Origin of the sequence: Stenotrophomonas sp. NPDC077421 (genome assembly GCF_049545505.1) — a bacterium.
Classification (GTDB): Bacteria; Pseudomonadota; Gammaproteobacteria; order Xanthomonadales; family Xanthomonadaceae; genus Stenotrophomonas; species Stenotrophomonas nematodicola.
The window spans coordinates 1-18507 of sequence record NZ_JBMWDP010000052.1; the positions used below are offsets into that span (position 1 = coordinate 1).

Below are 18507 nucleotides of genomic sequence, written 5' to 3' on the forward strand. Positions count from 1 at the left end.
CGCCTCCTGGCCCTCGAAGCGCTCCACCACCAGGCCGGAGGCCGGGCCGAGCAGCTGGATCAGGCGCGCCTGCTGGGAGGGAGCGCCAAGGGTGGGCGCCAGCGAGCGGTGCGAGATATCCATATCGTCGACATTCCGTGAACCGGGGGACGCCAGCGTAGGGACGCGGCCCGGTCACAGCCATCGGAAAACCCCGGCCCATCCGACCGCCGCGTCCGGTGAACGCGCCTGGACGCCTTGTCAGCCGGGGGATGAGGGCGCGCGCGGACGTCGGATATTTCAGATGCGTTGTACTCCGGGGAGACCTCCGGTGCTGTCGCAATCGGTCTTCCGGCTGCCCAATGCGTCTACCCTGCCCTCCGGACCCGCCCCTTGGCCGGGACGCCCTGCAGACGGCGTTGAGCGTGAAGGCGGAGGGGACGGGTAAAAATGGGCGTCCCCGGTTCCGAAATGGGATGAGGCGCACAGTTTTTAACGGTGCTATCCTCTTCTGCTCACCGGGGGAACGCTGGGAAGCGGGTGCACGGGATGACCGGCAAGGTTGCGGCGGCGATTGTGTGCGAACAGGAGCCAGGCATCGCGCAGACAGCGATGGCTGAGATCGTCCATGCCGTCTTGAGCCCCGACGAATTCACATTGTTCGCCGAATTCGGCCGCCAGCGCAAGGTGACCGCCGGCGACCTGCTGTTCCTGCGCGGGCAGCCCGGCGACACCATGTATGTGATCGAGAGCGGCGCGGTGGAACTGGATTTCGGCGAAGACCTGGTGGTCAAGTCGCTGGGCCAGCATGAGTTCTTCGGCGAACTGGGGCTGCTCATCGGCGACCACCCGCGCAGCGCCGACGCCCGCGCGCTGCAGGACAGCGTACTGCTGGAACTGGACCACGCCGATTTCCAGCGCCTGGTCATCCGCGATCCGGGCCTGGTGGCGTACTTCCTGCGGCGGACCATCATGCGCGTGGTGAGCAACGAACAGGTTCTGATCCGGCAGCTGCGCCGGCGCAACCACGACCTGGAAACCGCGCTGGACAACCTGTATGTCACCACCCACCAGCTCACCCACACCCGCGAACTGGTGCGCACCGACGAGCTGACCGGCCTGCACAACCGTCGCGGTCTGGCACTGTACCTGCAGGAATGCCGCAGCCACGCCGACGGCCCGCCGCAGGGCCTGCTGCTGATCGACTGCGACAGCTTCAAGCAGGTCAATGACGAACACGGCCATCAGGCCGGCGACCGCGTCCTGCAGAGCGTGGCCAACATCCTGCGCTCGGTCGCCACCGAGCAGGACATGGCCTGCCGGCTGGGTGGCGACGAGTTCTGCCTGCTGTTGCGGCAGGCCGACGCCGATGTCCTGCAGCACGCCGCCGAGTTCATCCTCAGTGCTGTGCACGGCCTGATGGGCCGCGCCCACGGCATGCCGCACGTCTGCCCGGTCAGCATCGGGGTGGGCCTGCTGGACGCCCACAGCGACTGGAGCGAGTGGTACGCTCGCGCCGACAGCGCCCTGTACCAGGCCAAGCGCCTGGGCGGCAACCGGTTGCACTGGTCGCGTGCAGCGACCGATACGCCCTGATCGGGAGAGCGGCATGAATGGCGACATCGGAACGTCGACCCAGACCCCGCAGTTGCGGGCTCTGCTGTTCACCGACCTGTGCGACTCGCTGATCCTGGTCGAGCGTATCGGCGACAGCGCCGCGGCCGAGTTGTTCCAGCAGCACGACCGCCTGGTGCTGACCCTGCAGCAGCAGTGGAACGGCCATCAGATCGACCGCTCCGACGGTCTGTTCCTGCTCTTCGAACGCGCCATCGATGCGCTCGGCTTCGCACTGGATTACCAGCGCGGCCTGCAGCAGATCGGCGAGGAACGCGGCATCGTGCTGCGTGCCCGTTCCGGTCTTCACGTTGGCGAAGTGCTGACCTGGGAAAACAGCCCCGAGGCGATCAAGGTCGGGGCCAAGTCGCTCGAGGTCGAGGGCCTGGCCAAACCGATGGCCGCGCGCCTGATGACGCTGGCCCGCCCCGGCCAGATCCTGCTGTCGGCTGTGGCCGAATCGCTGACCCATCGCGTCACCGGCGAACTGGGCGAGCGCGGCGAGCGCCTGTTGTGGAAGTCGCACGGCCGCTGGCGCTTCAAGGGCGTGCCGACCACCCAGGAGGTCTTCGAGGTGGGCGAGATCGGCTTCGCGCCGCTGCGCATGCCGCGCGGCAACGCCAAGGCGCGCCGTGACATTCCGCTGTGGCGGCAGCCGCCCGCGTTGGCTGCTGAAGCACTGCTGGTGGCGGCGCTGGCCGTGGGCGGCTGGATGCTGCTGCGGCCGGAGCCGGCGATCGCGTTTGCCGAGCGCGACTGGGTCGTGGTGGGGGACGTCAACAACCTCACCGGCAATGTTCTGCTCGACGACAGCCTGCAGCAGGCGTTCCGGATCAGCCTGGAGCAGTCGCGCTTCGTCAACGTGCTCAGCGACATGAAGGTGCGCGATACGCTGACCCGGATGCGGCGTGCGCCCGATGTCCGCCTCGACCGGCGTCTTGCACTGGAGGTGGCCGCACGGGATGGCGCGCGCGCGATCATTCTGCCGTCGGTGCTGGAAGTGCACGGCAAGCTGCGCGTCTCGGTTGAAGTGGTCGACCCGGCCAGCGGCGAGACGGTCTACTCCGACTATGCCGATGGCCGCGGGCTGGAATCGGTGCTGGCCTCCACCGATCATGTGGTTGCCAGCCTGCGTGGCCGTCTGGGTGAAGCCCTCCAGGATATCGACCGTACCTCGGCACCGCTTCCGGAAGTGGCCACCGCCAATCTGGATGCGCTCAACGCCTATGCCAAAGGGCTGGCGGCCTACGGTCAACATCGCATGCCGCAGGCACTGGCGTATTTCGAGCAGGCGACCCGGCTGGACCCGGAGTTCGCCTTCGCCTATCTGGCCCAGTTGCGCATCCAGGTCAGCCGCGGGCAGCGCGACCCGGCGCGCGAGCTGCTGGCCAAGGCCGTTCTGCTGCGTGACCGCCTCACCGCGCGCGAGGCGCTGTACCTGGATGCGTGGAAACTGGAATTGAGCGAGCCGGGCCAGGCCGCAGCCGCAGAGAAGTGGAAACTGCTGGCCGATCTCTACCCGGACCATCACGGCGCGCACATCAACTACGGTCTGTCCGAGCTGGACATGGGCCGTTACGCGGTGGCCGAGCAGGCGGTGCGCCACGGCGATGTCATGCAGTACCCCCTGCGCAGCCTGGCCGTGGACCTGCTTGGCCGTACCCAGCTGGCGCAGAACAAATTCGGCCAGGCGCTGCGCACCTTCAACGAGGCGGCCGTCTCCAGTGGCGGGCAGGGGACCCGTCAGCGCGTCGCCGCGCTGGCGGCGTCCGGCGACGTTGCCGCCGCCACCCGACTGCTGGGAAAGCTGGAAAAGAACGATCCAGGCAACTGGCTGGAGCGCACTTCACTGGCGCTGGACCAGGGCAATACCGATGCGGCACGCCGTTCGGCCCAGCAGGCGGCCGCCGACTGCGGGACCTCGGTCCAGGTGTGCGAACTGTTTGGCGTCATCGACCTGTCGGTGCGCAGCGGGACCGGGCAGCCTCCCACCGAAGCCGAGTTCCACCGGCTGGTGCAGCCGCTGCTGCGGCAGGCCGGGCGCAGCGACACCGATGACCGCGGCCAGCGCCTGTACTTTGCCGCCGTGGCCGTCTACGCCGCACAACGCGCCGGCCTGGATCGCGTCGCGCCCCACTACCTGCCCACGCTGCTGCCGCTGGCACGCCAGCTCGGCGATGCCCGGGCGGCGCAGGTGGTGTCCATCGTGGATGCAGTGGAACTGGCGCGGCGCGGAAAGACCGGACAGTCCGTGGCGCGGTTGAAGGCGCTGGAAGACGGCAGCGAGCTGTACCAGGTCCACAGCGCGCTGCGCAGGGCCTATCTTGCCGAAGGCGCGGAGCAGGATGCGGAACGGGAACGGCAGTGGCTGCTTGCCAATCGCGGCCGCGCGTATGCCGAAAGCGCCGGCTCCTACGCCATGCAGGCGCTGAACGTGCACGACGCCAGGCTGGCCGTGCAGCGTTGCCCGGCAGCGGGCTGCCCCGCTGTCGCGGCCGTTCGCTGATCCCTGGTCAGGGCGTGCGCTTGAGCGAGGCATCCACCTCGCCGGTGACGAAGCAGTGCGGGTTGTTGAACATCGTCACCCGGGTGAGGTGGTCCAGCAATGCCTCGCGAGCCGCCTCGAACTCCGCAGGCGATGCCAGCGTGCCGTCGAGACAGCACAGCACCGACGCTTCGCCCAGGCATGCATCGATCTCGCTCAATGCCTGCGCAGGGCTGGCAGCGAAACGGGCGCGGAAGTCGGCATCGCTGGACAGCAGGTCCAGCAGCTTGATGGCATCGGCGGGGCTCAGGGGGGTCTTTTCACTCGACATGCGGGCAGTCTCGACAGAAGAAGCGTGGTGGCGACGGGCAGGGCGCCAGGCAAGGCCGGCAAGCCTGCGATCGGTAGCGGCCAGAGCAGGGGCGACTTGAATGTGGCATGCCCACGCGTGGGCGGGTGGGGCTGAAGAATACGGCAGGGATGCCGACAACGAAGGGCGGATGCGATCCGCGAAGCACTGAGGACGGCGTGGAAATGGAAGCAGGCAGGTCGATGCGGCGTTGCGGAATCGTGCATCTCGAGCCGCAGTGCGAAGTGTCATTCTCGCTGCAGAGCGTGCTGCTTGGCGGCAGTGGCGTGGATACGCACCTTCGATGGCTGGCGCTGGCACCGCATCTGGATGCGCCGCTGGAGCTGGATGCGTCTGCGGTGCTGCTGCTGGGACGCTTCGACGCGCAACGCTGGAGCGCGCCCCCTGCCGATGCCGACGCCGACGTGCTGCAGACCCTGGTCGAGGGAGGCCTGGTGTTCATCCGCGACCGCGCGCATCCGTTGCGCACGCGCGATGAGCAGCTCCGCGGCATGCACTGGTGGGGACCGGCCGCGATCGCCCACTGGATGGGACGCTGGCAGGGCCAGGACAGCGCCGCCGCGCTCGAATCAGCCGGCATGCAGACCGCCGCAGGCCTGCGCGGGAACCTGGGTCCACCACCACCGGCGGTGGCGCGGCGGGATGGCGTCACCACGCTGCTTCCGCATCCGGAGGAAGACGCCTTCGACGCGCTGCTGCAGTCGCGTGCGACCTGCCGCAACTTCGATACCGCCCACGCGCTGCCGCTGCAGGAGCTTGCGCGTCTGCTCAAGCGTGTCTTCGCTGCCACCGGCCGCTATGACCTCCAGGCCGACAGCATCTTCTTCAAGAAGAACGTGCCGTCAGCCGGTGGATTGCATCCCACCGAGGCCTACCTGCTCGTGCAGAACGTCGCCGGGCTGGCGACGGGCATCCATCACTACGATCCCGCCTCGCACGCGCTGACGCGGTTGCCTGGCGATGACACCCGCCTGCGTGAGGTGGCGCTGTCGGCGCTGGCCGGGCAGCACTGGTTTGCCGATGCGCACGTGCTGGTGGTGCTGGCACCACGCTACCCGCGTACCTACTGGAAGTACCGCAACCACGCCAAGGCCTACCGCGCCGTGACGCTGGATGTGGGGCACCTTTCCCAGCAATTGCTGCTGTGCGCGACCCAGCAGAAGCTGGGTGCGTTTGTTACCGCGGCCATCAACGAGCATGAGATCGAGCGCCTGCTCGGACTCGACCCGATGGCCGAAGGCCCGATGGCCATCTGTGGCGTCGGCTGGCGCGCGGCACAGATGACCACGACCGAATTCGATCCCGGCCAGCGCGTCTGGGAGAAGACGCCTGGCGCGGACGCGGGTTGAGCGCGGGGACGCGATGGCCGTTCCCCGCGGTCGGGCCTAATCCGCCTCGAAATCCACCAGCACCGCGCCATCGCCGACCTGGTCGCCGGCCTTGACCCGGTAGCCCTGCACGACGCCGTCGGCCGGTGCCTGCAGGGTGTGTTCCATCTTCATTGCTTCGAGCACCAGCAGCGGCGCGCCACGCGCGACCCGCGTGCCCGGCGCCACCGACGTGGCGACAATGCGGCCGGGCATCGGCGCGAGCAGGCTGCCCGCGTCGACAACCGCCTGGTCCGCCTCGCTGACCGGGTCGTGCACGGTGAAGCGCTGCACGCCGTCGCCACCGAACAGATACAGCTCGTTGCCGTCGCGGACCAGGCGCGCGCGATGCAGCCGGTCGCCGATCTGCACGCGCAGGCCATCGGCCTCCAGGCCGCCATGCACGGGCAGGGCGGCACCGTCGTCCAGTTGCACCGACCAGGCGGTGTGCTGGCCGGTCACGCCGATCACACGCTGGGTGCCGCGGTGTTCCAGCGTCAGCCGGCGTGCGGCAGGTGCGCCAAGGCGCCAGCCATCCTGGGCCTGCCACGGCGAATGGCGGTCGCGCGGGTCCACGCTGGCCGCCTCGCTGCTGGCTACGGCGGCGAGGCCGGCCAACGCCCACAGGGCCGGGTCGCTGTCGCCTTCGTTGGGTGCCAGCGCGGCCTGCTCGCGCTCGATCAGCGCGGTATCCAGCCTGGCCTGGGCGAAGGAACCGGTCATCACCAGTCGACGCAGGAACGCGGCGTTGGTGGTCACTCCGACCACCTCGCACTCGGCCAGCGCCTGCTGCATGCGACGCAGCGCGGCATCGCGGTCCACGTCCCACACGATCAGCTTGGCGATCATCGGGTCGTAGAACGGGGTGATCGCATCGCCCTGCTCGACGCCGGCGTCCACGCGCACGTGCGCGCTGCCGGCTGGCAATCGCAGGTGGCGCAGCGTGCCGGTGGAGGGCAGGAAGCCGCGGTCGGCATCTTCGGCGTACAGGCGTGCCTCCAGCGCATGGCCGCGGATCTGCAGTTGGTCCTGGCGCATCGGCAGCGGCTCGCCGCTGGCCACGCGCAGCTGCCACTCCACCAGGTCGGTGCCGGTAATGCACTCGGTGACCGGATGCTCCACCTGCAGGCGGGTGTTCATTTCCATGAAGTAGAAATCGCCGTCGGGACCGGCGATGAACTCCACCGTACCAGCGCCGACATAGTTCACCGCACGCGCGGCATCCACGGCTGCCTGGCCCATCGCGGCGCGCCGTTCGGCGGTCATGCCCGGCGCGGGTGCCTCTTCCAGCACCTTCTGATGGCGGCGCTGCACCGAGCAGTCGCGCTCGAACAGGTACACCACATTGCCGTGGCTGTCGCCAAACACCTGGATCTCGATGTGGCGCGGTCGCTCGACGTATTTTTCCACCAGCACGTGCGCGTTGCCGAACGCCGACTGCGCCTCGCGCTGGCAGCTGGCCAGCGATTCAACGAAGGCGGCGCTGTTGTCGACGCGGCGCATGCCCTTGCCGCCGCCGCCGGCACTGGCCTTGATCAGCACCGGGTAGCCGATGCCGTCGGCCTGCCCGCGCAGGAACTCCGGCGCCTGGTCATCGCCGTGGTAGCCCGGGGTGAGCGGCACGCCGGCCTGCTGCATCAACGCTTTGGCCGCGCTCTTGTCGCCCATCGCGCGGATCGCCGCGGCGGAGGGGCCGATGAACACGATGCCGGCCTCGGCGCAGGCCTGGGCGAAGTCGGCGTTCTCGGACAGGAAGCCATAACCGGGATGGATTGCCTGCGCGCCGGTGCGGCGTGCGGCGTCGAGGATGGCATCGCCGCGCAGGTAGCTCTCACGCGCCGGCGCCGGGCCGATCGCGATGGCCTCGTCGGCCATGCGCACATGGCGCGCGTTGCGGTCAGCGTCGGAATACACCGCCACGGTGGCGATGCCCAGGCGCTGGCAGGTGGCGATGACGCGGCAGGCGATTTCGCCTCGGTTGGCGATCAGGATCTTGGTGAACATGGTGGTCTCGTTGCGCGGGCCAGTGGCGGCGGCGCCCTGCGGCACCGCCCGTGCATTACATGCGGAACACGCCGAAATCGGTCTTCCGCGCCGGGGCGTTGAGGCTGGCCGACAGTGCCAGGCCCAGCACGCGCCGGGTGTCGGCCGGATCGATCACGCCGTCGTCCCACAACCGTGCGCTGGCGTAGTAGGGGTGCCCCTGCTGCTCGAACTGCTCGCGGACAGGCGACTTGAAACGGTCTTCCTCGTCCGCCGACCACTGCCCGCCCTTGGCCTCGATGCCATCGCGTTTGACCGTGGCCAGCACGCTGGCGGCCTGTTCGCCGCCCATCACGCCGATGCGCGCGTTCGGCCACATCCACAGGAAGTTGGGCGAGTAGGCGCGCCCGCACATGCCATAGTTGCCGGCGCCGAACGAGCCGCCGATCACCACGGTGAACTTGGGCACCTTGGCGCAGGCCACGGCCATCACCAGCTTGGCCCCGTCCTTGGCGATGCCGCCGTGTTCGTACTTGCGGCCGACCATGAAGCCGGTGATGTTCTGCAGGAACACCAGCGGTATGCCGCGCTGGGTGCACAGCTCGATGAAGTGCGCGCCCTTCAGCGCGGACTCGGAGAACAGGATGCCGTTGTTGGCGATGATGCCCACCGGGTAGCCGTGCAGGTGCGCGAAGCCGGTGACCAGCGTGGTGCCATAGCGTGGCTTGAATTCATCGAAGCGCGAATCGTCGACGATGCGCATGATCACTTCGCGCACATCGTACGGCTTGCGGGTGTCGGCCGGGATGACGCCGTACAGCTCGTGGGCCGGATGCCGAGGTTCCACCGGCGCCTGTATCGCCAGCGCCGGCTCGGGTTTGCGCCAGTTGAGCTGGGCGATGATCGCGCGGACCCGGGCCAGCGCCTGCAGGTCGTTGTCGGCCATGTGGTCGGCCACCCCGGAGATGCGCGTGTGCACGTCTGCGCCACCGAGTTCTTCGGCCGTCACCACTTCACCGGTCGCCGCCTTCACCAGCGGGGGGCCGCCGAGGAAGATGGTGCCCTGCTCGCGCACGATCACCGTTTCATCGCTCATCGCCGGCACGTAGGCGCCACCGGCGGTGCACGACCCCATCACGCAGGCGATCTGCGGAATGCCCTGCGCCGAGAGGTTGGCCTGGTTGTAGAAGATGCGGCCGAAATGATCGCGGTCCGGGAACACCTCGTCCTGCAGCGGCAGGAAGGCGCCGCCGGAATCGACCAGGTAGATGCACGGCAGGCGGTTCTGCTCGGCCACTTCCTGCGCGCGCAGGTGCTTCTTGACCGTCATCGGGTAGTAGGTGCCGCCCTTGACGGTGGCATCGTTGGCCACGATCACGCACTCCACGCCGGACACGCGGCCGATGCCGGCGACCACGCCCGCGCTCGGGATCGGGTCGCCATACATGCCGTGCGCGGCCAGCGGCGCGATCTCCAGGAACGCGCTGCCCGGATCGAGCAGCGCATCAATGCGGTCGCGCACCAGCAGCTTGCCGCGCGCGGTGTGCTTCTGCCGCGCCGCTTCGCTGCCGCCCAGCGCCGTCTGCGCCAGTGTGGCACGCAGGTCGTCCACCACCGCCTGCAACGCAGCGCGGTTGGCTTCAAAGGTCTCGCTGCCCGGTTGCAGCTGGGTGCTCAGTACCGTCATGGCGTGTCTTTCCTTACAGCGTGCGCTGGAACAGTTCGCGGCCGATCAGCATGCGGCGGATCTCCGAGGTGCCGGCGCCGATTTCGTACAGCTTGGCATCGCGCCACAGGCGGCCGGTCGGGTACTCGTTGATGTAGCCGTTGCCGCCGAGGATCTGGATTGCCTGGCCGGTGAGCCAGGTGGCTTTCTCGGCCGAGTACAGGATCGCACCGGCCGCGTCCTGGCGCGTGGTGCGGCCCTGGTCGCAGGCGCGCGCCACCGCGTACACATAGGCACGGCAGGCGTTGAGGCCCACATACATGTCGGCCAGTTTGGCCTGGATCAGCTGGAAGGTGCCGATCGCCTCGCCGAACTGCTTGCGCTCGTGCACGTACGGCATCACCACGTCCATCGCAGCGGCCATCAGGCCCAGCGGCCCACCGGAGAGCACCACGCGCTCGAAGTCCAGCCCGGACATCAGCACCTTGACGCCACCGCCAACCGCCCCCAGCACATTGGCCTCGGGCACTTCGCAGTCCTCGAACACCAGTTCACAGGTGTTGGAACCGCGCATGCCGAGCTTGTCCAGCTTCTGCGCGGTGGAGAAGCCCTTCATGCCCTTTTCGACCAGGAACGCGGTGATGCCCTTGGCACCGGCGGCCAGATCGGTCTTGGCATAGACCACCAGAACGTCGGCGTCGGGGCCGTTGGTGATCCACATCTTGTTGCCGTTGAGCACGTAGTGGTCGCCGCGCTTGTCGGCGCGCAGCTTCATCGACACCACGTCCGAGCCCGCGCCCGGTTCGCTCATCGCCAGCGCGCCCACCTTCTCGCCGCTGCACAGGCCGGGCAGGAAGCGTCGCTTCTGTTCTTCGGTGCCGTTCTTGCGCAGCTGGTTCACGCACAGGTTGGAGTGCGCGCCGTAGGACAGGCCGATGCCGCCGGAGGCGCGCGAAATCTCTTCCATCGCCACCACGTGGGCCAGGTAGCCCATGCCGCTGCCGCCGTATTCTTCCTCCACGGTCAGGCCGAGCAGGCCCTGTTCGCCGAACTTGCGCCACAGCGCGTTGGGGAACAGGTTCTCCTCATCGGCCTTGGCGGCCAGCGGCGCGACCTCGGCAGAGGCAAAATGGGCCACGCTCTGGCGCAGCAGGTCGATCTCTTCGCCGAGATCGAAGTTCATGGTGGGGACGTGCATGAGGGCGGCTCCGAGACGGCTGGGTATGGGCGCAGCGTAGCCCGCTTCGATCAAGAAGTGAACACAAATTCAAAAATTGAACATAGAATCAACAAATGGCCTACAAACGCTCCGCCCTGATGGAAGAACGCCTCGCCGGGGCCCGTGAACGGATCCTGCTGGCAACCCGCGCGCTGGTGGCGGCCGGCGGCTACCGCAATGCCCCGGTAACCGCCGTGGCGGCCGAGGCCGGCGTTTCCACGGGCCTGATCTACCGGCACTTCCCGTCCAAGGCCGAGCTGTTCGTGGAGGTGCTCACGGCGGCAGTGGCGCACGAGCTGCGCATCTTCGAAGCGATCGCCGCCGAACCGTTGCCGGCCCCCGAGCGCCTGCGCCGCGCCATCACCGCGTTTGTCCGCCGCGCGCTGGCCGGCCCCGGTCTGGCCTACGCCTTCATCGCCGAGCCGGTGGACCCGGAGGTGGAAGCCGAACGCATCCGCTGCCGCCGGCTGTTCGGCGACGTGTTCCGCCGCATCATTGCCGATGGCATCGAGGACGGCAGCTTTCCCGCGCAGGACACCGCCGTCGCCGCAGCCTGCATCGTCGGGGCGTTCACCGAAGCGCTGGTCGGGCCGACCGCGCCCAGCCGCGATGCGCACGGCGACGAGAACGCGCTGGTCGCGTCGATCTGCGGTTTCTGCCTGCGCGCCGCCGGCGCCTGAGCCGCGCCGATGCTGCAATGCGACACCCGGGGGCGGCTTGCAGAGCGCCGCCGACGCTGGTCATACTCGGCCGACAAGCCGTGGTCCAACGACTACCAGCCAGGGGTATAGAGAGTGCGGAATTACGACCTCGAGTTCCTGAAACGCTTCTCCATGGTCATCGCGCTGCTGATGGCCATCACGCTCGGCCTGATTCTCTTTGCAGCGTATCTGCACACCAGCATTCCCCCTGAAATCTCGCCGCAGGCGGTGAAGCGCACCGAACAGCGCATCGCCCCGGCCGGCGCCGTCTATGCCGGCAGCACCGGTGCGGCCGCCCAGGCAGCGGCCAAAGCCGCCGCCCTGGCCAAGGCGGCCTCGCAGGTCGCCTATGGCGGCACCACCGACGGCAAGGTGATCTTCGACAACCTCTGCACGGCCTGCCACACCAACGGCGTGGGCAATGCCCCCACCCTGGACCACAGCCATTGGGATGCGCGCATCGCCCAGGGCAAGGACACCCTCTACAAGCACGCCGTGGAGGGCTACACCGGTCCGGATGGCGGCATCATGCCGCCCAAGGGCGGCAACCCGGCTCTGACTGAAGAGCAGATCCACGCCACGGTCGACTGGATGCTCGCCAACCTGAAGTAGTGCCGGCCGCCGGCCGGCAACCAGGCTCCCCCGCCCCGGATGCTTTGCCGGAGCCGGCGATACGCCGCACAGCGCTGGACGGGTCACATTTCGGCGGTAGTCTGTGCACCACTTTTGTGGAGAAGCCTGTCGATGCGCCGTCGTTCCCTCGCCCTTGCCCTGTCGCTGGCGCTGCCGGCGTGCGCGTTCGCCCAGGCCCAGCCGCAGGTCCAGCCGGCGTCGCCGGCCCCCGCCGCCCGTGCCACTGTCACCCTGACCGCCGCGCCTGCCGACTGGCAGGCGCTGGACGGCCAGCAGGTGCGTATCGCCGCCCCGCTGACCCTGGCCGGCACCGACGGACTGGCGCGTTTCGGCGAACTCACTGTGGCTTTCGGCGGCCGCCTGTGGCAGCCCAGCGAAGTGGCCGCCCCGCGCAGCGCGGCCCACGACAAGGTGGTGGCCGACAACCGCCACCGCCGCCTGCTGCTGGATGACGGCAGCAGTGCGCGCGACCCGGGCCCGGTGGGCTACCTGCCGGCCGGCGCCACCCTGCGCACCGGCATGATCCTGCGCAATGTGGAAGGCATCGTGCGGGTGGACGACAAGGGCACCCCGCGCCTGCAGGTCACCCGCCCGCTGACCCTGCCGGCGCTGGAACGCCCGGCGGCCCCGGTGGTCGCCGGCAGGCTGCACATTGCCGCGTTCAATCTGGAGAACTTCTTCAACGGCGACGGGCAGGGCGGCGGCTATCCGACCCTGCGCGGCGCCCGCACCCTGGCCGAACACCAGGCGCAGAAGACCAAGCTGGTCGCCACCATCAACGCGCTCGGCGCCGACGTGGCCGCGCTGATGGAGCTGGAGAACGACGGTTACGGCCCGCAGTCGGCGATTGCCCAACTGGTCGACGCCCTCAATGCCGATCGTGGCGCCGGCGCCGACTGGCGCTTCATCGATGCAAAGCAGGGCCCGGGCGAGAACCCGATCCGGGTCGGCATCATCTACCGCGCTTCGCGGGTCACCCCGATCGGTGGGCCGGCCACGCTCGAGCAGGGCCCGTTCGGACCGCACAGCCGGGTGCCGATGGCGCAGGCCTTCCGCGCCGGCAAGGGCGCGCCGTTCGTGGTCGTGGCCAACCACTTCAAGTCCAAGGGCTGCTCGGAAGCCAGCGGCGCCGATGCCGACCAGAAGGACGACCAGGCCTGCTGGAACGCCACCCGCGTGGACTCCGCGCGGCGTCTGGACCAGTGGCTGCGCACCGACCCGACCGGTGCCGGCACCGCCGATGCGGTACTGCTGGGCGACTTCAATGCCTATGCGATGGAAGACCCGATCCGCACCCTGCACGCCGCCGGCTGGCACGACGCCTTCGCCGAGGCGAAGGTCGCTCACCCCTACAGCTACGTCTACAACGGCATGAGCGGCCGGCTGGACCACGCGCTGTTGAGCCCAGGCATGGTCAAGCGCCTGCGCGGCGCCGCCGAATGGCACATCAACGCCGATGAAGCCGATGACGTCGGTTACCGCGATCGCAACGCATCCGGCCCGTGGCGCAGCTCCGACCACGACCCGCTGCTGCTCGGTTTCGACCGGTAATCCGCACCCTGCCTCACACCGACCAGGTCCCCCAGGCGATCAGCCCGATCGCCACCACCGCCAGCCCCAGGCCGATGCGGTTCCAGACGCTGGTGCGTTCGCCGAACGCCAGGATGCCAACCAGCGCGCCCAGCACCACCACGCCGATGTTCATCCCGGCAAACACCGCCGCCGGACTGTCCGGCAGGTGCTGGTGGGCGCGGACGTAGAACAGGATGTTGCCGAAGTTGAGCAGGCCCAGCAGCGCGCCTGCGCCCACGTTGCGCCAGTGCAGCGGCGCGGCCCCGCTGGCGTGCCGCCACAGCTGCAGTCCCAGCATCAGCACGAAGGCCAGCCCGAAGCAGACGGTCAGCGCGGCCATCGACGGTGTCCCCGACAGTGCCACCTGCTTGAGCAGGATATCCACCAGCGCGTAGCCCACCCACACCCCGAGCAGCCACGGCCACGCGCGCCCGCCGCCGGCCTCGGTGGCCAAGGCGCGCGGGCGCACACTGATGCCCAGAATCGCCAGCAGACCCAGCGCCAGCCCGGCCAGCTTCCAGCCGTTGGCCGTTTCCCCGAACACCAGGAAGGCCGCCAGCAGGGACAACAGCAGCGACAGGCGCTGGGCCACGTCGCTGCGCACGATGCCGGCACGGGTGACCGCACGGGCCATCACCAGGAAGATCGCCGGCAGAGTCACCGCCAACCCGAGCAGCGCCAGCCACGGCGCATGCGTGGAGCGCAGCGACGCCAGTGACGGATTCAACAGCAGCAGGCTGAGCACGCTGGCGACCAGATAGTTCCACGTCACCACCTGCGGCATGTCCAGCTGCCGGCGCGGTGCCAGCTTCAGCAGAACCGAGACCAGCACGCTGCAGAGGACGCTGAAAACCAGATGGTGCATGACGGACCCGGCGGAAGCGGCGGTGAAGCGCGCGGAGGGACGCTATTATGACGCCATGCACAATCCCCCATTTCCCCAAGAAAGCGCTGCGCTGACGCTGGACGGCCCGGTCGGTCCGCTGGATGTCGTGGTCGATCTGCCGGACGCCGATGTCGTGGTGCAGCCCGTGGTGGCGATCGTCTGCCACCCGCTGTCCACCGAGGGTGGCAGCATGCACAACAAAGTGGTCACGATGGCCGCACGCGCGCTGCGCGATCTCGGCATCGCCACGGTGCGCTTCAATTTCCGCAGCGTCGGCCAGTCGGCCGGCGAGTTCGACCACGGCAACGGCGAGCAGGACGATCTCAAGGCCGTCGCGGCCTGGGTGCGTGCGCAGCAGCCGCAGGCCACGCTGTGGCTGGCCGGTTTCAGCTTCGGTGCGTTTGTGTCGCTGCGTGCGGCGGGCGACCTGCAGCCGGCCGCGCTGGTGTCCATCGCCCCGCCCGCCGGCCGCTGGGATTTCGAGGGCGTGCAGCCGCCGTCGCAGTGGCTGGTGATCCAGGGCGACGAAGACGAGATCGTCGACCCGCAGGCCGTCTACACCTGGCTGGAGGGCATCGGTGCCCCGCATGAGCTGGTACGCATGCCCGACACCAGCCACTTCTTCCACCGCAAGCTGATCGACCTGCGCGGGGCCATCACCCACGGCGTCAAGCACTGGCTGCCCAACGCGGACGCCGTTACGGCATGAGTGATACCGCGATGACCCCGACCCAGCGCTACGCCGACGGCGTGGCGCGCGGCGAATGGCAGGACGACCCGGCCCAGCATGCGGCCCTGGTTGAGCTGGACCGCATCCACATCGCCCTGGTGGACAGCGCGCAGGACGGCTGGCTGGACCGGCTGTCGGCGTTCTGGAAGAGGCCCGAGCCGGTCAAGGGGCTGTACTTCTGGGGCGGCGTGGGGCGGGGCAAGACCTTCCTGGTGGACCTGTTCTACGACGGCCTGCCGATCGAACAGAAGTACCGCACCCATTTCCACCGCTTCATGCGCGGCATCCACGAGCGCCTGCGTGAGCACCAGGGCCAGAGCGACCCGCTGGCGAAGATCGCCCAGGAATGGCGCAGCAGGCTGCGCGTGCTGGTGCTGGACGAGTTCTTCGTCACCGACATCGGCGATGCGATGCTGCTGGCGCGCCTGCTCGAACGCCTGTTCGCCGAGGGCGTGACCTTGGTGACCACCTCCAACACGGCGGTGGAGAACCTGTATCTCAACGGCCTGCAGCGCGACAGCTTCATGCCGGCCATCGGGCTGCTGCAGACCTACTGCGTGGAGCTGTACGCCGAAGGCACCGAGGATTACCGCATGCGCGCGCTGACCCGCTCGCCGGTCTACCGGTCCCCGCGCGACGCCGGCAGCGATGCATGGCTGGCCGGCCGCTGGGCCGAGCTCAGCGGCGGTACTGCCGCCAAGCCGGGCAACATCGAGATCGAAGCGCGCAAGATCCCGGTGCGCGGGCGTGGCAAGAGCATCGTCTGGTTCGACTTCACGGCGCTGTGCGAAGGCCCGCGCGGGCCGTCGGACTACATCGAGATCGCGCATGAGTTCAACACCGTGCTGCTGGGCGACATCCCGCACTTCGACACGTTGAACGAGGATGCCGCGCGCCGCTTCGTCAATCTGATCGACGAGCTGTACGACCGCCACGTCAATCTGGTCTGCACCGCCAGCGATTCCCCGGTGGCGCTGTATTCGGGCGTGCGCCTGCAGGGCGCGTTCGAGCGCACCGCCTCGCGGCTGATCGAGATGCAGAGCGCCGAGTACCTCGGCACCGCGCACCGCGCCTAGTCACCGGCCCCGCCCCGCCGGGCGGCACGCCGCCGTCAGGGACGGGGCAGGGCCACCGCATCGCCGCGCGGCTGCTCCCGCGCCACCCCCGGGGCATTGTCCTGGTCGCGGTCCATCACCATCATCGCCAGCGGCTTGCCCTGGTAGCGCACCTCCAGCGCGCGCTGGATATCGTCCAGCGCCAGCACCTGGGTGCACAGCGAACGGGCGTGGCCCTCCAGCGCCCTGGCGCGGATCTCCATGCTGCGTTCCAGCTCGCCTTCCATTCTGGCCGCGCGGGCCTCCATGCGGCCGGCACCGCCGGTGAACATCGTCCACATGATCCCGCGCGCCAGCGACCCGGCCATCGACTCGGCCGCCTGCTCCACGCGCTGCTCGAAGCCCGCGCCGAACGCCTCCTGCTCCCAGATGCCACGGCCGAGGGTGCGATCCACGTGGTCGTGGGCGTCCTGGCGCAGGCGGGCCACCTGGCGGGCCTTGCTGCGGCTCCCGCTCATGATCTCCACCGTGGCGCCGAACGCATCGAAGGCGATGTCCACCGCCTCCCCGGCCACCCCGGCCACCGCCGGGACCAGCTGCCGGGTGCCCCATTCGAGCTGGCGCAGCCGCTGGGCGTCGGCGGCGTTGACCGGAATCGGCTGGCGGTCGATGTTGAGCTCCCCGTCATGGAAGAATATCTCCGCCGGCACCTGGTCGCGGTTGCGCAGCCAGATCCCGCCGCTGTCCACCAGCACGTCGTAAGGCGTGCTCACCCCGCATTCCCGCGAGGACAGGGCCGGCGCGTTGCCGGGTTCGTCGGCGTGGGCGGCGGCGGGCGCCCCCAGGGCCATCAGCAGACATCCAGTCAGGGCCAGTCTCATGCGTGAGTCTCCGAGGGGGAGGGGCCAGCGTGGCACCGTTGGACCGACCGGGCGCGGGTCGGAAGTCATCCGCGACCGGCCCCCGAACCCCGGTTTGTTACGTCCGCGTGAGCCCGTCGTTCTGTTTTCCGCGCCCCTGCGTCGCGTCCGGGATGACTGTTCCGGCCTTGACTGCGCACTCGGTTTCGACGGGTCTCGGGGGCGCCGGAGCGGCGTTCGGGAGCGGAACCTTGCGCTGTAAGGGATTGCCAACTTTCACTACATTTGGCGTTGACGATCCCTATTACCCCCACTATCTTGTGGCCGTCGGTTCCAGTGACCCCAAGTCGCCGGATCAAAAGGGAAGCGCGGTGATCGAGCCAGCACGCAGCCGGTACCGCCCTCAGCGGTGGCCGGCAACGCAGCCGTCATCGTGGACCTGCCGACAACCGCACGAAGTACAGCGTGCGGTACCGGTCGCGCCACATCTCCGGGGGGAGATGACCGGTGACGCAGGGGAACCGCCCGCAGGCTGACTGCGTGGTCGCGGCCCGTGCGACACCGCTGTTCCACCCTCGGATACCGAGCGCACTGGTCCGGCGCCTGCCCGGCAGGCGTCCCTGTGCCACCCAACATCACGCCAAGAGGAAACCGCCGTGAGCACCGAAACCAGCGCAGCCACCGAACAGGACAGTCAGTTCCTGCTGACCTCGCCGCCCACGGCCAACGCCATGAGCGTCACCAAGCGCAACGGCACTACCGAACTGGTGGACCTGAACAAGATCGTGCGTGCGGTGCAGCGTTCCGCCGAAGGTCTGCACGCTGTCGACCCGATGCGCGTGGCCACCCGCACCATCTCGGGCCTGTACAACGGTGCCACCACCCAGGAGCTGGACGAGCTGTCCATCCGCACCTCGGCGCTGCTGATCGGTGAAGAACCCGAATACGGTCGCCTGGCGGCGCGCCTGCTGGCCAATTTCATCGCCAAGGAAGTGTCCGGCCAGGAGATCTACGCGTTCTCCCAGTCCGTCGGCCGTGGCCATGAAGTGGGTCTGATCAACGACCGCCTGCTGAACTTCGTGCAGACCAATGCGCGCAAGCTCAACGATGCGATCGACATCTCGCTGGACCTGAACTTCGATTACTTCGGTCTGCGTACCCTCTACGACCGCTACCTGCTGCGCCATCCGCACACCCGCAAGGTGATCGAGACCCCGCAGCAGTTCTTCCTGCGCATCGCCAGTGCACTGAGCGAGGACGTGCCGGAAGCCCTGGCGCTGTACCGCCGCATGGGCAACCTGGACTACCTGCCGTCCAGCCCGACCCTGTTCAACTCCGGCACCACCCACGAGCAGCTCTCCTCGTGCTTCCTGCTGGATTCGCCGCA

15 protein-coding genes are annotated in these 18507 nt (G+C 68.8%); 9 read left to right on the forward strand and 6 right to left on the reverse strand.

Translation table 11 applies throughout. From position 1 onward, the window contains the following. Positions 1 to 528: 528 nt before the first annotated feature. On the forward strand, positions 529 to 1575 hold the full coding sequence (locus tag ACPEH1_RS19050) for a GGDEF domain-containing protein (protein ID WP_017356372.1): 1047 nt from the start codon (positions 529 to 531) through the stop codon (positions 1573 to 1575). A 13-nt stretch (positions 1576 to 1588) separates the two neighbouring features. After that, positions 1589 to 4099 carry a putative peptide modification system cyclase gene (locus tag ACPEH1_RS19055; protein WP_017356373.1) on the forward strand — a complete coding sequence of 837 codons (2511 nt, stop codon included), beginning with the start codon at positions 1589 to 1591 and terminating at the stop codon, positions 4097 to 4099. A gap of 7 nt (positions 4100 to 4106) precedes the next feature. Here ACPEH1_RS19055 and ACPEH1_RS19060 read toward each other — a convergent pair whose 3' ends face one another. Then, positions 4107 to 4409: an NHLP-related RiPP peptide gene (locus ACPEH1_RS19060; protein WP_017356374.1), complete on the reverse strand. Its 303-nt coding sequence runs from the start codon at positions 4407 to 4409 to the stop codon at positions 4107 to 4109. Between the two features lie 221 nt (positions 4410 to 4630). Between ACPEH1_RS19060 and ACPEH1_RS19065 the strand changes: the two genes are divergently transcribed. Continuing rightward, complete coding sequence (locus ACPEH1_RS19065) at positions 4631 to 5797, forward strand: putative peptide maturation dehydrogenase (RefSeq protein ID WP_312709744.1); 1167 nt, start codon at positions 4631 to 4633, stop codon at positions 5795 to 5797. A gap of 36 nt (positions 5798 to 5833) precedes the next feature. Here the strand turns inward: ACPEH1_RS19065 and ACPEH1_RS19070 are convergent, their stop codons facing one another. The 3 genes from ACPEH1_RS19070 to ACPEH1_RS19080 are packed head-to-tail and all read right to left on the reverse strand — an operon-like array spanning position 5834 to position 10662. Continuing rightward, the gene (locus ACPEH1_RS19070) at positions 5834 to 7819 is read right to left on the reverse strand and encodes an acetyl/propionyl/methylcrotonyl-CoA carboxylase subunit alpha (protein ID WP_136006614.1); all 1986 of its coding nucleotides are present in this window, start codon (positions 7817 to 7819) and stop codon (positions 5834 to 5836) included. A gap of 55 nt (positions 7820 to 7874) precedes the next feature. Further along, entirely contained in the window at positions 7875 to 9485 is a 1611-nt protein-coding gene (locus tag ACPEH1_RS19075) for a carboxyl transferase domain-containing protein (RefSeq protein ID WP_017356689.1), read from the reverse strand. Positions 9486 to 9498: 13 nt separating this feature from the next. Beyond that, complete coding sequence (locus tag ACPEH1_RS19080) at positions 9499 to 10662, reverse strand: isovaleryl-CoA dehydrogenase (protein ID WP_136006616.1); 1164 nt, start codon at positions 10660 to 10662, stop codon at positions 9499 to 9501. Between the two features lie 95 nt (positions 10663 to 10757). Between ACPEH1_RS19080 and ACPEH1_RS19085 the strand changes: the two genes are divergently transcribed. The 3 genes from ACPEH1_RS19085 to ACPEH1_RS19095 all read left to right on the forward strand — a co-directional run bounded on the left by ACPEH1_RS19085 (position 10758) and on the right by ACPEH1_RS19095 (position 13568). Next, positions 10758 to 11363 carry a TetR/AcrR family transcriptional regulator gene (locus ACPEH1_RS19085; protein WP_017356687.1) on the forward strand — a complete coding sequence of 202 codons (606 nt, stop codon included), beginning with the start codon at positions 10758 to 10760 and terminating at the stop codon, positions 11361 to 11363. Positions 11364 to 11477: 114 nt separating this feature from the next. Continuing rightward, the gene (locus ACPEH1_RS19090) at positions 11478 to 11996 is read left to right on the forward strand and encodes a c-type cytochrome (RefSeq protein WP_017356686.1); all 519 of its coding nucleotides are present in this window, start codon (positions 11478 to 11480) and stop codon (positions 11994 to 11996) included. Positions 11997 to 12128: 132 nt separating this feature from the next. Continuing rightward, entirely contained in the window at positions 12129 to 13568 is a 1440-nt protein-coding gene (locus ACPEH1_RS19095) for an ExeM/NucH family extracellular endonuclease (protein WP_136006618.1), read from the forward strand. A gap of 13 nt (positions 13569 to 13581) precedes the next feature. Here ACPEH1_RS19095 and ACPEH1_RS19100 read toward each other — a convergent pair whose 3' ends face one another. Continuing rightward, complete coding sequence (locus ACPEH1_RS19100; protein WP_423716216.1) at positions 13582 to 14454, reverse strand: EamA family transporter; 873 nt, start codon at positions 14452 to 14454, stop codon at positions 13582 to 13584. Positions 14455 to 14509: 55 nt separating this feature from the next. On the opposite strand from ACPEH1_RS19100, the gene ACPEH1_RS19105 reads away from it, so the two are divergent. Both ACPEH1_RS19105 and zapE read left to right on the forward strand, forming a co-directional pair. Further along, positions 14510 to 15184, forward strand: coding sequence for an alpha/beta hydrolase (locus ACPEH1_RS19105; RefSeq protein WP_026070868.1), 675 nt, complete (start codon positions 14510 to 14512; stop codon positions 15182 to 15184). Next, complete coding sequence (zapE, locus tag ACPEH1_RS19110; RefSeq protein ID WP_017356693.1) at positions 15181 to 16281, forward strand: cell division protein ZapE; 1101 nt, start codon at positions 15181 to 15183, stop codon at positions 16279 to 16281. The genes ACPEH1_RS19105 and zapE overlap by 4 nt, the downstream gene beginning before the upstream one ends. A gap of 35 nt (positions 16282 to 16316) precedes the next feature. Here zapE and ACPEH1_RS19115 read toward each other — a convergent pair whose 3' ends face one another. Then, on the reverse strand, positions 16317 to 17141 hold the full coding sequence (locus ACPEH1_RS19115) for a DUF2884 family protein (RefSeq protein WP_051008637.1): 825 nt from the start codon (positions 17139 to 17141) through the stop codon (positions 16317 to 16319). A gap of 635 nt (positions 17142 to 17776) precedes the next feature. On the opposite strand from ACPEH1_RS19115, the gene ACPEH1_RS19120 reads away from it, so the two are divergent. Beyond that, positions 17777 to 18507, forward strand: a 731-nt coding sequence (locus tag ACPEH1_RS19120; protein WP_423716217.1) for a ribonucleotide reductase N-terminal alpha domain-containing protein, incomplete at its 3' end; no start/stop codon positions are given.